The organism is Pseudonocardia aurantiaca (assembly GCF_039526725.1).
GTDB classification, from domain to species: domain Bacteria; phylum Actinomycetota; class Actinomycetes; order Mycobacteriales; family Pseudonocardiaceae; genus Pseudonocardia; species Pseudonocardia aurantiaca.
On the sequence record NZ_BAAAJG010000010.1, the window covers coordinates 290,325 to 303,220 of the forward strand.

General features: G+C 70.2%; 12 protein-coding genes. 5 read left to right on the forward strand and 7 right to left on the reverse strand.

What is annotated here, in order from left to right; translation table 11 throughout:
- Positions 1-32: 32 nt before the first annotated feature.
- Complete coding sequence (locus ABD143_RS17040) at positions 33-494, forward strand: hypothetical protein (RefSeq protein WP_343978724.1); 462 nt, start codon at positions 33-35, stop codon at positions 492-494.
- Entirely contained in the window at positions 475-768 is a 294-nt protein-coding gene (locus tag ABD143_RS17045; protein ID WP_343978727.1) for a hypothetical protein, read from the forward strand. Before ABD143_RS17040 ends, ABD143_RS17045 begins: the two co-directional genes overlap by 20 nt.
- A gap of 50 nt (positions 769-818) precedes the next feature.
- Here the strand turns inward: ABD143_RS17045 and ABD143_RS17050 are convergent, their stop codons facing one another.
- The 7 genes from ABD143_RS17050 to ABD143_RS17080 form a co-directional block, all read right to left on the reverse strand.
- Positions 819-2,096 carry a YlbE family protein gene (locus ABD143_RS17050; protein WP_343978730.1) on the reverse strand — a complete coding sequence of 426 codons (1,278 nt, stop codon included), beginning with the start codon at positions 2,094-2,096 and terminating at the stop codon, positions 819-821.
- Positions 2,097-2,109: 13 nt separating this feature from the next.
- Positions 2,110-3,765: an acyl-CoA synthetase FdrA gene (fdrA, locus tag ABD143_RS17055; protein WP_343978733.1), complete on the reverse strand. Its 1,656-nt coding sequence runs from the start codon at positions 3,763-3,765 to the stop codon at positions 2,110-2,112.
- A gap of 96 nt (positions 3,766-3,861) precedes the next feature.
- Positions 3,862-4,458 carry a GTP-binding protein gene (locus tag ABD143_RS17060; protein WP_343978736.1) on the reverse strand — a complete coding sequence of 199 codons (597 nt, stop codon included), beginning with the start codon at positions 4,456-4,458 and terminating at the stop codon, positions 3,862-3,864.
- Positions 4,448-4,879, reverse strand: coding sequence for a DUF742 domain-containing protein (locus tag ABD143_RS17065; RefSeq protein WP_343978739.1), 432 nt, complete (start codon positions 4,877-4,879; stop codon positions 4,448-4,450). The genes ABD143_RS17060 and ABD143_RS17065 overlap by 11 nt, the downstream gene beginning before the upstream one ends.
- Complete coding sequence (locus ABD143_RS17070; RefSeq protein ID WP_343978742.1) at positions 4,876-5,313, reverse strand: roadblock/LC7 domain-containing protein; 438 nt, start codon at positions 5,311-5,313, stop codon at positions 4,876-4,878. The genes ABD143_RS17065 and ABD143_RS17070 overlap by 4 nt, the downstream gene beginning before the upstream one ends.
- Positions 5,310-7,361, reverse strand: coding sequence for a sensor histidine kinase (locus ABD143_RS17075; protein WP_343978745.1), 2,052 nt, complete (start codon positions 7,359-7,361; stop codon positions 5,310-5,312). Before ABD143_RS17075 ends, ABD143_RS17070 begins: the two co-directional genes overlap by 4 nt.
- Positions 7,362-7,474: 113 nt before the next feature.
- On the reverse strand, positions 7,475-7,909 hold the full coding sequence (locus tag ABD143_RS17080; protein WP_343978748.1) for a hypothetical protein: 435 nt from the start codon (positions 7,907-7,909) through the stop codon (positions 7,475-7,477).
- A 710-nt stretch (positions 7,910-8,619) separates the two neighbouring features.
- Between ABD143_RS17080 and ABD143_RS17085 the strand changes: the two genes are divergently transcribed.
- From ABD143_RS17085 to ABD143_RS17095, 3 genes are read left to right on the forward strand one after another with little or no spacing between them, the layout of a single operon-like run.
- A complete protein-coding gene (locus tag ABD143_RS17085) occupies positions 8,620-9,804 on the forward strand; it encodes an ABC transporter substrate-binding protein (RefSeq protein WP_343978751.1) in 1,185 nt (394 codons plus the stop codon).
- Positions 9,801-11,912 (forward strand): iron ABC transporter permease, encoded by a 2,112-nt coding sequence (locus tag ABD143_RS17090; protein ID WP_343978754.1) that lies wholly within the window; start codon positions 9,801-9,803, stop codon positions 11,910-11,912. The genes ABD143_RS17085 and ABD143_RS17090 overlap by 4 nt, the downstream gene beginning before the upstream one ends.
- Positions 11,913-11,941: 29 nt before the next feature.
- Positions 11,942-12,847, forward strand: a complete 906-nt coding sequence (locus ABD143_RS17095) for a siderophore-interacting protein (RefSeq protein ID WP_343978757.1) — start codon at positions 11,942-11,944, stop codon at positions 12,845-12,847.
- The last annotated feature ends 49 nt before the right edge of the window (positions 12,848-12,896 follow it).

Sequence of the window (12,896 nt, forward strand, 5' to 3'; positions counted from 1 at the left end):
GTGTGAGTTGCTCACCCGGGGAGGAGCCTGACATGACGATCGGCGCTGCGTTCACCGAGCTGCCCGACCTCGCCTCGCGGACCCTCGGAGGCAGCGTGGTCTGGGCCAACGACGAGCTGTTCGCCGAGCGGGAGAATCTCATCCGCCCGGAGCCGCCGACGTTCTCGACGGAGAGCTTCGGGCACAAGGGCAAGGTCTACGACGGCTGGGAGACCCGCCGGCGCCGGGAGCCCGGGCACGACGAGGCCGTGGTCCGGCTGGGCGCGGCGGGCGTGGTGCACGGGGTGGTCGTCGACACCGCGTACTTCCGGGGGAACTACCCGCCGCACGTGTCGATCGAGGCCACATCCGTGGAGGGCTACCCCTCGCCCGAGGAGCTCCGTCAGGCCGGCTGGGAGACCCTCGTCGCGAAGACCGAGGCCCGCGGGGACACCGCCAACTCCTACCCCGTGGCCGACCGGCGTCGCTGGACCCATGTCCGGCTGTCCATCTGAGGAGAAGGCCGACCTCGACGACCCCGCGTCGTGGTGGGATGCCGTCCCCCGCACCCGGGTGCAGCCCGACACCCGCCACCACTACCTCGTCCACGACACCCGTCCGGCCACCCACGTCCGCCTCGACGTCTACCCCGACGGGGGGCTGGCCCGGTTGCGCATCCACGGCGCGATCACCCCTGACGCACACGCCGCGCTGGCGCGCCGCTGGTGGGATGCGCTGCCGGCGGCCCATCGAGTGGCGATCCCAGACCAGGAGCCGAGCGCGGGTTGAGCGCGGTCAGACAGGTCGGCTCCTGATCCGGTCCTGTTCGTGCGTCGACATCAGGCTGTCGGCGTGATGCCTCGAGCGTCGGCGAGGGCCTCGAGGGCCGATGTGAAGCACGGCATCGAGGCCCGGACCTTCCCGATCCCGACCATCCCGATTCCAGCCTCCTTGTGCATGACGGCCGTGGTGATCAAGGGAGCGATTCCGGTCGACACGACCTTGCGGATGTCGATTCCCACGGGCACACCCTTGAAGTCCCAGTTCGGGATCGGCATGTTCGGGTTGTGGGTGACGACGATCTCCGCCTGCTCCTCGCTGGTGGCAAGAGCTTCGGCGAAGCCGCCCTCGCCCGTGCCGACCATCTGCTGCACGGCCGGAGCCGCGACCGACACCAGGCCACCGAAGCCATAGGCCTCCACGATGGCGCTGTCGCCGGTGTCCGGGCACGCATCGGCGTCGGTGAACCCGGGGAAGTACAGCGTGTCCAGTTCCTCCTCGGGTCCGGTGAACCATCGGTCGCCGAGTCCGCTCACCCGGATCGCGAACTCCCGGCCGTTTCGCGTCATGCAGGTGACGACGCTGCCCGCATTGACCGTGGCTGCGGCGTCCAGGGTCGCCTTTCCGGATGCCATCCCGAGGGTGAGGAAGAAGTTGACGTTTCCGGCGAGGAAGTCCAGTACTGATTCGATTTGTTCCTGAGGCATCCCGACCCGCACGAGCTTCGGCGCGAGCTCTCGGAACATCAGGCTCGATGCGGCCGTGATGCGCACGTGGAAGTCGTCCCCCATGGTGACCGCCTGCGCCAGAATGGGGTTCACCGCCAGTCCGCCGTCGGGGAACAACTTCAGTGCTTCCGAGAGGCCGGCGCCGAGGACGTCGCGCATCCATACCAGGTGGTCACCCACGGCCTGGTCGTACACGCCGAAGCGCAGGACCTTGCCCTCGCCCTCGTGCATGCTCGTGTAGGCGCGGTTGCCGTCCGTGGCGTTGTCCACGACGAACACGGGGATGCTTCCGGTCAGGATGCCGCCCATCGCCCCGACTGCGCGGAAGTCGTTGTTCGGGGCGAACTGAATCTCTTCGGAGCACATCCGACGTGCCGACTCCTCGTCCTGTGCCCAGCCTTCGAACAGTGTCGCCCCGATGGCTGCGCCCTGCACCGGGTCCGGCATGTCCTCGAATGCAATCGGTGGGCCGGCGTGCAGAATGAGTCGTCCCTCCAATGCGGGAATGACGGTCTTCGCCGGTACCACGTCCACGAGTCGTGGTTGCGCGTCGATGATCCTCTGGGCGACCGCTGCATTCGCCTGGTCGATTGAACTGTATGTCGCCATGACGGGTCTCCGTTCAACTCAGGGCGTCGAGGAGTGCCTGGAGCTTGGGATCGCCACCGGCGACGGGCCTCCAGTCGTAGTGGACGACCTGCGCACCCAGGCGGAGTAAGGGATCGGCGAACTCACGCAGACCGATGTTGACGATCCGCGGCGATTCCGACAGCAGCCGACGGATCGGCTCGGGTGTGGCCGGCATGGAGACCGTCGATGCGTCACGTCGCCGCACGATCGCCGCGGCGTGACGGACCGCGGCGGCATTGCTGGGCAGCACCGCGACGCCCGCCTGTTCCAGGATCAGCGTCTGTGCACTCGAGCACTGCGGGTCCTCCTCGGTGCCGCACACCGATGCCACCACGGCGAGATCCCGGCCGTCGGCGTGGACCCTGGCCAGGCCGTCGACGATGACGGCGGCGAGCGCCCCGGCCGGATCCGGGTCGGCCCCGTGACCGAGCACCACGTCCAGGAGGAGGACCGCGTTCTCCGGGTCGTCGAAGACGGCGGCCATGCGCTCGGTGCGCAACGACGGGTCGATCATCGGATGCGGCCGCCCGCGCGTGTACACATCGTCGCCGAGGTCGATCACCTCGTGGCGGTGCTCGGTGTTCCCGGTCAGGCCGAGCGAGTCCCCGAGCAACATGGCGGCCTCCGACGCCAAGGTCCCCCCGGTGTAGAGAGCCTTGATCCATCGCTGCTCGGGGCAGAGGGCGACCGGACGGGAGGACCGGGTGCCCGCCAGTTCCACCGCCACCCTTGCCGCCTCCTCCAGCGTCCGCGCGTAATGGACGTTGCCCTCGACTTCTGCCTCGACGCGTTCCCCGAGCAGAATCGCGACAACCGGCTTGGACAGCTCGTCGGCGACCCCGATCACCTCGTCCCGCACGCTCGCGGCGGGAGGTTTGCTGACAAGTACGACGACGTCGGTGGCCGCATCGGCAGCCAATGCCCGAAATGCCTGTAGGCAGGTTATTCCGCCGACCTCGGGGCTGAGATCACGCCCGCCGAGGCCGATCGCGTGGGACACCCCACCGCCGAGCCGGTCGATATGCACCATGACCTCTTGCAGTCCGGTACCGGAGGCTCCGACGAGGCCGATCGACCCGTCGTGGACCACATTGGCGAAGCCCAGCGGAAGCCCGCGGATGCGCCCTGTCCCGCAATCAGGTCCCATTACGAGCAGTCCGGATTCGCGTGCCCTGCGCTTGAGCGCGACCTCGTCGGAGATGCTCACGTTGTCGCTGAAGATGAAGGCATGGATATTCCGGTCCAGGAGCCGATGCACCTCGGACGCCACGTATTGTCCGGGAATGGATACGAGGGCGAGGTCGGCTTGGCCGAGCATGCCCACCGCCCGTTCGAGGGAGCGGGCTGAACGCAACCCCGACCGGCCGGATACCGGCGCCCGGTAGCGGAGGAAATCGTCCACCTTCGCGAGCAGTGACTCGCCGACCGCGGCGTCTGCGACATCGGCCACGATGACGAGGTCCGTCGGCTTGGCGCCGTCCACCTCGGGGGTGTCGAGCCCGGCACTCCGGAGGATCTCTTTGTTGGTCGGCGAACCCATCATGACCGAGACTTGGTTGATGCCGGCGGTACCGTTGAGCGCGTTGCTCAACTGCATGAGCCTCAACGAGTCCTGATACGTGTTCGACTTGATGATCGAGTAGAGCATGCCGCGCTACTCCTTCACCGTTCGGCAAGTGGAGTCACGGAAGCAACTGCTTGCCCAGGATCTCACGGATCGAGACGCCGGGCGAGATGTCTCGGTCTAGGTGGCCCGGCTCGGTGCCAGCTGCTTGGCCCGAGCCCGGCTGAGCAGCATATCCAGCAGGGTGAGCACCAGGCGTTTCATGGATTCGCGGTCGCGGGCGTCGACGGCGACGACCGGGACGTCCGGATCGACGTTGGTGGCGGCCCGCACTTGGTCCAGCGGCAGGTTGTCCCGCCCCTCGAACTGGTTCACCGCGACAACGAACGGGAGCCCGATCCTCTCGAAGTAGTCCAGTGCGACGAAGGAGTCCGCGATCCGGCCGGTGTCGACGAGCGCCAGGCCGCCGAGGGCGCCGTCGGTGATGTCGTTCCACATGTACCCGAAACGGTCTTGCCCAGGCGTGCCGAACATGTAGAGCACGATGCTCGACTCGATGGTCACCCGGCCGAAGTCGAGCGCGACGGTGGTTGTCGTCTTCTGCTGGAGGGCGCCCGGGTCATCGATGCCGACGGCGGCGGTGGTCATGGCCGCCTCGGTGGTCAGCGGCTCGATTTCCGACAAAGCGCCAATGGCCGTTGTCTTGCCGACCCCGAATCCACCGGAGACGACGATCTTCACCGGCACGGGCGGCGGCAGGGAGGGCTCAGAGCGCATTGACACCGAGTACAAGCCTTTCCAAGAAGTCGACATCGTCGGCGAGACGGCGCGCCGGCGGTGCCGTTGCCGTGAGCAGACCGGCTCCGATGAGGTCGGCGACGAGCACCCGGACAACGCCGATGGGCAGGCACAGGTACGCCGAGACCTCGGCGACCGATTGCCGCTGCTCGCACAACCGGAGAACCTGCGCGGCTTCGAAGGAGGCGTGGGCGTGTCGGCCTTCGGGAGTGACGACGACCAGGCTCTCGAGCGACACGTCGGGCCCGCCGTGGGTCCGGCCGGCGGTCACGACGTAGGGACGTACCTCTTGCGCCGCGGCGGAGTCCGCCGGCTCCACCGGATGCCGCCCGGATGCGGCGAGGAACGGACGGGCCAGGGGCTCGTCGTCGGCGTCCGGCTCGTGGGATGGGGGCGTCATCGGATCATGCTGGTCTTGAGCTCGGTGATCAGGTCAGGGGTGAGCAGCGCCCCGACGCGCTGGGCAAGCATCGCGCTCGCGTAGCCCACGAGGCCGAGGTCGCTGTTCGGGTATGTGACGATGCCGAGACAGGAGCCGTCCCGAATGGCGGACACCAGCAGGAATCCCTCACCGAACTCGGTGATGACCTGCCTGAGCGGGCCCTTGCTCAGCAACCGTGACGCGCTCAGGGCCAGGCTGGTCATGCCGGAGATCATCGCGGCCAGCTTCTCGGCCTCGGCTCGGGACAACGGCGGGGAGATGGCGATCAGCAGCCCGTCAGAGGACACCCCGATCGCCCGCTCCACGCCGTCGGTGTCGGCGACGAACTTGTCGAGCAGCCAGTTCACGTCCCGTACACCCGCGCTCAGCAGGTTCTCGCCGGCGTTCGTCACGACGTCTCCTTCGGGTCGAAGCGGTGAGGCCGGCCGGCGCTCGACTGCCTGGCCAGATCGGACTCCGGCTCCTGACGCATGGCGGCGTCGGGGCGGCCCGTGTCGTTCTCACCGGCCCGGGCGGCCTCGACGCCGCGGACCAGTGCAGACAGCTGGCTGAGGACCTGGTTCGGGTCCGGAGCGTCGAAAGCGGGTGCGTCTGTGGGGCCGGGCCCGAGGTCGGGCAGTTGCGCGCCCCGGACCCGCTGCGGAATGTGCGCCCCGTTCTGCGGCGTCACCGCGCCATCCTCCCGGTGACGGCCCGGAGCGGGATCGGGCCGGCTCGGCCCTTCCGACCGGATGCCATACTGAATCCTTTCAGTGGTTGCCGCAACAGCCGGTAGCGTCGGTGAAGCCACTGGTGCCGCGGCACCGGGCAAGGCGGCCTGTGTGGCTTGGGGGCGGGCCGTGGGCAGCCCATCCGCCCGTATGAGGGGTTCCGCCTGCCCGTTCCGGGGGTCGCTGGGTGTGGCGCGGTGCTTCGGGACCGGCTGACGGGACGGTTGGGCCACTAGCTCGTTGGCCTGGGTCGGCGCGTCCGCCAGGTCGGCGAGCAGGTTCGTCGGCAACGTGACCGTGGCGGTGATGCCCGGGCCGGCCGATGGTTCCAGCACGACCGCCACCCCCCGGCGGGCGGCAAGTCGGCCGACCACGTAGAGCCCGAGCAGGGCCGAGTCGGCGCGACCAGTGGCGGCGCGCGCGATACGCCCGTTCGCCTCGGCAAGCTCGGCGTGGGTCATCCCGACACCTTGATCGATGACGCGCGTCCGGTAACCGTCCGGGATGTGCTGGCCGACGATGGACACCCGGGTCGAGGGCGGGGAGAAGTTGGTGGCGTTCTCTGTCAGCTCGGCGATCAGGTGCACCAGATCCGCCACGGCGGCACCGGTGAGCGCGGCGTCCTCGATGTGATGGAGATCGACGCGGGTGTAGTCCTCGATCTCGGACAAGGCTGCGCGCACCGCCTCGGCGATCGGTACCGGGCGAGGCCACGTGCGCGTCTGCGCGGCACCGGCGAGCACGAGCATGCTCTCGGCGTTGCGCCTGATCCGGGTCGTGGCGTGGTCGAGCCGGAACAACTTCGCCAGCGTGTCCGGTTCCCTCTCGTTGGCTTCCAGCTCGCTGATGTAACCCAAGGTGCGTTTGAGCAGCCCCTGGTTGCGTCGACCGAGATTGATCAGCATCTCGGCCGACGCGCGCTCCGCGCGGTGCTGGTCCACTGCGAGCTGCACCGCGCTGGCCTGGATCGACGTCAGCGCGCCCGCCAACTCGCCGAGCTCGTCGTGGCTGCGCACCTGGATCGGCGGAACCTGCGGAGGCTCGGCATCGGCCGGCATGCTGCGGATCTCACCGATCGTGTCGGGAAGGACCTCGTGTGCGGCGCGGTACGCCTCGCGGGTGAGCGCCCGGATCGGGCGGACGATGCCGGCGATCACGAATCCCAGCATGGTGAGCACGAGCAGCAGCGCGGCGGCGCCCACGGCGAACAGCACTTGTTGCCGAGCCACGACGTCGGACCGCTGAGCGGCGGTCTTCTGCTCGATCGTGGTCTCGATCCGGTTGACGATGCCGTCGATCCGGTCGGTCGGGGGTCGGTCCTGTCCGCGCACCGCACGGTCGGGCACTCGGGGATCCTCCGCCCCGGCGGCCACGAAGGACGCGAGCGCGGCCTCGTAGGCGTGGTTGAGATTCGCGTGCTCGGTGAGGAACTGCTGGGTCTCGGAACGGACTGAGTCGTCAGTGGTGGTCGCCGCCAGCTCTGCGCCGAGGGCGTCCACCACGTCGCTCTCCTGGTGGAACTGGCGGGTGTAGGTGGTGAGATCGTCGGGATTGAACCCGCGCAGCAGGATGTCCTTCCACTCCTGGACCTGCTTCTTGAACTCCACCTGCATCTTCCGGGCTTGCAGGCCGCTGTGGACCTCCGAGGCCAGGAGGCTGTCGTAGGTGGTGGTGACCTGCTGAAGCTGTACGAACAGGACCACCGACACCACCACCAGGACGGCGGTCATGGCGCCCATCACAACGCTGAGCTTCGTCGCGATCGTGAAGCGGCGACCGGTCGAAGCGGACACCTCGTCCCGTGGGTCAGGTCGGTCGGCGCTCCTGTGCTCATCCTGGCGGCTCACCACTCAGCCACCTCGCGCTTCCGCAGCAGGTCGGCGAGCTCAGTGGCGACCTCCGGTCGCGGTCCTGGGCCTGCAGGCTCAGCCCGAACCGCTGGCTCGGGTTCGGACACCGAGGGCCTCGGCACGACACCGTTGGTGGGATCGGGGACCAGTTCCACCTGCGGGCCTGCGCCCTCGTCGCGAATTTTCACCGCGACCCGGTACTCCGGGCCGACGGACACCATGAGCTCGCGGCCTTTGAAGCGCTGCGCCACGCCGAGCAGCGCCCGCGCCGCGGCGCGCAAGAGGCCATCGGGGTCGACCGCGCTGCGCTCCTGCGCGGTCAGTCCCTCGAGTAACCCCCGCATCGACTCGTCCACAGCGGAGACGCGGGACATCGCCGCTCGACGCCGCTCGAGCGGGGTCTGTCGGCCCGGAACGACTTCTGTCATGACTTTGCGGGATCCCTTCGGACGACGATGCACCGAGCGCCGTGGGTCATCGTCGACCCGGACTGCCCCAGCCCAGTCCCATAAGGGCGGTTCATCACTGATCTCCAATTGATCAGTGAGGGCATCAAATCCCAGGCAACCTACAACACGGCGCGAACTGCTCCTTACTAGCGCAAAGATCGTATTCTCGTTCGTCCGAGTGGCCTGACGGCGACAGGTCCGAACGCCGGTCCGTCCGCCGACGGCGCCGAGCGCCAGGGATGTTGATCGGCGAGCCGGCAAGGGGTCGGGTGCCATGATCGGGAGCTCGGCGCGTTTCCGTGTCGGGTACGCCCGTTTTTGCGCCGACTCTCCGATCAAGGCCTCGAACAGAAACCCGCCGCCCGTTCACAGTCCTTTACCGACAGTCCTTTACCGACAGTCGTTTCCGGCGACGAACGCGACAGCTCGATCCGCTCGGCGCAGCGAGTAGGCGCGCAGGTCCCGCGCGAGATCAGATTCCGCGAATAGCCGATCTTGCCGAGGGCGCCGGAGGTGTAGAGGACGAACCGGATGGTCGTGAACTCGGCTCGCCACCCGAGCCTCGCCGCGAGGCCGGGCGGCGCGGCCGAAGCGCCCGGTCCGGCCGCGTCGTGGGGTGAGGGAGCTGCGGCCTGACCGAGTTGCCGCTGCAGTTCCGCGGGCCGCTACACATAGGTTAGCCTAACCACATGTCGATCACGCCGACGTCGGCCGGCGCCGAGCAGAGCCTGCGGGGAGTCGACCTCGACCTGGGCTACCACGGCACGCCGGTGGTGCACGGTGCGGGTATCTCCCTGCGGCCCGGAACCGTGACCGCCCTGGTAGGCCCGAACGGCAGCGGCAAGTCCACCCTGCTGCGGGCCCTGGCCCGGCTGCACCCGATCGACAGTGGCACGGTGCTGTTCGCCGACGGCACCGCCGCCGCCGATCTGCCGGTCAAGGACTTCGCCCGCCGGGTCACCCTGCTCGCCCAGAGCCGGCCGGTGCCCAGCGGGGTCACCGTCCGCGACGTGGTCGGCTACGGCCGGCACCCCTACCGGGGGCGCTGGCGCACCGCCGACCCCGACGGTCCGGCCGCGGTCGCGCGGGCCATGGAGGTCACCGTCAGCCTCGGCGTCATGCCCGTCGGCGTCGCCGACCCTGAGGGATACGCGACCTGGGTGAGCGCCGCCAAGCTCGACCCGAACGTCGAGGACGTCGGCACCCGCTCCGAGCCGAGCGTCGACTCGATCGTCGCGCTCCAGCCCGACCTCGTGGTGATGGAGGACGACCGGGGCGCCAACATGGTCAGCCAGCTGGAGGAGTACGTCCCGGTGCTGGTCACCAAGGGCAGTGACGCCTCGGACAACCTCGGCCGGATGCGCTCCGACCTCTACATGATCGCCGAGGCGGTCGGCAGGACCACGGAGGCCGAGAAGCTGCTCGCCGACTTCGACGCGGCGATCGCCGACGGCAGGAAGGCGATCGCCATCGCCGGCGCGGCCGGCAAGCCCTTCGCCATCGCCGACGGATCGAAGGAAGGCAGCACCGTCAGCATCCGCATGTTCGGCCAGGGCGCGCTCGTCTCCCAGATCGGCATCCAGCTCGGCCTGACCAACGCATGGACCGGCGCGACCGACGATGTGTGGGGTCTTGGCCAGACCGACGTCGAGGGCATGAGCGCGTTCAAGGAGCCCGACCTGCACTTGTTCTACAACGCCTCGGACGGCACCGACGTGTTCGCCGACGGTCTCGCCGGCAACGCCATCTGGGAGTCGCTGCCCTTCGTGCAGCAGGGCAACCTGCACCGGATGCCCGACGGGATCTGGACCTTCGGCGGCCCGCTCTCCGGCAAGCAGTACATCGACCAGTTCGTGAAGACCTACACGGCGTGAGTCCGCCGAACGCACCCGCGCGCCCGGAACCGGCCACCCCGCCGGCCCCGGCCGCCGGGCCGCTCTCCGCCCCGCGGACCGTCGGGGTCTTCGCCGCGGCCACCGTCGTACTGCTCGCGGTGGCGGCCGCGCACCTCGCCCAGGGCACCTCGTCCGTCGGTGCCCTGGACCTGCTGCGGCTGATCGTCGGTACGGACGATGAGGCGGCCCGGGTACTGGTCGCATCCCGGGTGCCCCGGCTGCTCGCCGGGCTGGCCATCGGCGTCGCGCTGGGTTTCGCCGGCGCCGCGCTGCAGTCGATCGCCCGCAACCCGCTCGCCTCCCCGGACACCCTTGCGGTCAACGCGGGCGCGCATCTGTCCATCGTCGCCGCCGCCGCGTTCGGGCTGTCGCTGCCCGCTCTGCCGGCCGGCGGTCTTGCCTTCTGCAGCGGACTCGCCGCCGCGGGTCTGGTGATGGCCCTTTCGGCGGGCGGGCAGTCCGGGGCCACCCGGCTCATCCTGGCCGGCTCGGCCACCGCGTTGGCGCTCAGCTCGGTGACCACCCTGCTGCTGCTCCTCTTCGAGCAGGCCACCATCGGCCTGTTCGCCTGGGGCAACGGCTCGCTGGTGCAGAGCGACCTGCAGGCGCTGGCCCAGCTCGCCCCGGCGATCGGCGTCGCTCTCGGCACGCTGATGCTGCTCGGGCACCGGCTGGACATCCTCGCCCTCGGCGACGACACCGCCACCGTGCTCGGCCTCGACGTGCGGCGTACCCGGCTGATCGTCACCGTGCTGGCCGTGCTGCTCTCCGCCGCCGCGGTCACCCTCACCGGCCCGGTCGGCTTCGTCGGGCTCTGCGCGCCGGTGATCGTCCGCCTGCTGGCCTCCGTGGTGCCCGGGGTGCATCGGCACCGGACTCTGCTGCCGCTCTCCGGTATCGCCGGAGCCGTCATCGTGCTCGGCTCCGACGTGCTGCTGCGCGCCGTTATGGGCGGCCAGGCCGGGGTGGACGTGCCGACCGGCGTGGTCACCACGCTGCTCGGCGCGGCGATCCTGATCTGGCTGGCCCGGCGACACCGCGACGCCGGCCCCACCCGCCGCCCGCCCGGCGGCCACGCGGCCGTCCGCACATCGACGTTCCACCGCGTCGTGGTCGTGTGCTGCGCCCTGGTCATCGTCGCAGCGGTCGTTCTCGGCATGCTCGCCGGTGACACCTGGGTACTCCTCGGTGACATCGTCAACTGGCTGCAAGGACGCACCGGGCCCGCGTACACCTTCGTGCTGGACCAGCGGTGGCCGCGGGCCGCCGCGGCGGTGCTGGCCGGCGCGGCCTTGGCGGTCGCCGGCACCACCGTCCAGGCGGTCTGTCGCAATCCGCTCGCCGAACCCGGCATCCTCGGCATCACCGCGGGCGCCGGGCTGGGCGCGGTGTCGCTGCTCACCTTCGTGCCGCTGGCCGGTGTGTGGGCGGTGTCCGGGGTCGCCGGTGTCGGCGCGATGCTGGCGTTCGTCCTCGTCTACGGCGTCGCCCGGCGCGGCGGGTTGAGCTCCGACCGGCTCGTCCTGAACGGCTTCGGGGCCTGGCAGGGCGGGATGGCGGTGATCACGTTCCTGATCGTCGCTTTCGACCCGTGGAACACCGGCAAGGCGCTGACCTGGCTCTCCGGCTCAACCTACGGCCGTACGGCGATGCAGATGCTGCCCGTCGCGTTCGCCCTGCTGGTGCTCACCCCGGCCGTGGTGGCGGCCCGGCGGGAGCTGGATCTGCTCGCCCTCGACGACGACACCCCACGGGTTCTCGGCGTGCGGCTGGAACGCACCCGGCTGGTCGCGCTGGGCGCGGCGGCGCTGCTCACCTCCACCGCGGTCTCCGCCGTCGGCGTGATCGGTTTCGTCGGTCTGGTCGCCCCGCACGCGGCCCGGGCGCTGGTCGGCGGCCGGCACAGCCGGGTGCTGCCGGTGGCCGCGCTACTCGGGGCGGCGCTGGTCAGCATCGCCGACACCGTCGGCCGCACCGTCATCGCTCCCGCGCAGGTCCCCGCCGGGCTGGTCACCGCCATGATCGGCACCCCGTACTTCGTCTGGCTGCTGTGGCGATCGCGCGCCGTCGTGACGAACTCCCGATAACTCCACCCGCCGAGCGACCGAGAGGCACCATGACCGAGTCCCTGCCCATCGCGCCGTGGCGGTTGTTCGCCGTCGAGGTCCGCGAGGTACGCCGGCTCACCCCGTCCTTCGTCCGGGTCACCTTCACCGGGCCCGACCTGCACCTGTTCGCCGACAACGGTTACGACCAGCGGATCAAGCTGGCGTTGCCGCTGCCCGGGGAGCGTGGGGTGGACCTGCCCGGCGGCGCCGACTGGTACGCGCGGTGGCGGGCCCTGCCCGAGCATCGGCGCAACCCGGTGCGCACCTACACCGTGCGCGCGGTCCGGCCGCACCTGTCCGAGGTGGACATCGACCTCGTCCTGCACGGCGACGGCGGTCCGGCCACCCGCTGGGCGCGGCGGGCCCAGTCCGGCGACGAGGCCGCCATCGTCGGTCCGGACGCCCGCTACGGCAGCGGCCACGGCGGTGTCGAGTTCCGACCGCCGGCGACCGGGAGCCTGCTGCTGGCCGGGGACGAGACGGCCGTGCCCGCGATCTGCGGCATCCTGGAGCGCCTCCCGCTCGACGCGCGCGGCCGGGTGCTGCTGGAGGTACCCATCGCGGAGGACGCACTGCCGGTGGCCGCACCGCCCGGCGTCGAGATCGACTGGCTGTCGCGCGGCACCGGCGGGCACGGCAGCCGGCTCGTCCCAGCCGTGTCCGCGGCGGCAGGGGAGCTGCTCTCCGGCTGCGCGCCCTCGACCGGCCAGCCGGTCGTCGACGTGGACGTCGACCCGGAGATCCTCTGGGAGGTTCCCGACGAGGTGCCTTCGGTGCCGCTGTACGCGTGGCTCGCCGGCGAGGCGGGGGTGATCCGTACCCTGCGCCGCCACCTCGTCGCCGAGCGCGGCCTGGACCGGCGGGCGGTGGCCTTCATGGGCTACTGGCGGCTCGGCCGCGCAAACCTGGCCTGACCGCGACAGGGTTCAGGATGTGCCCTGCGGCCACCGCTCGTTGTCTCCG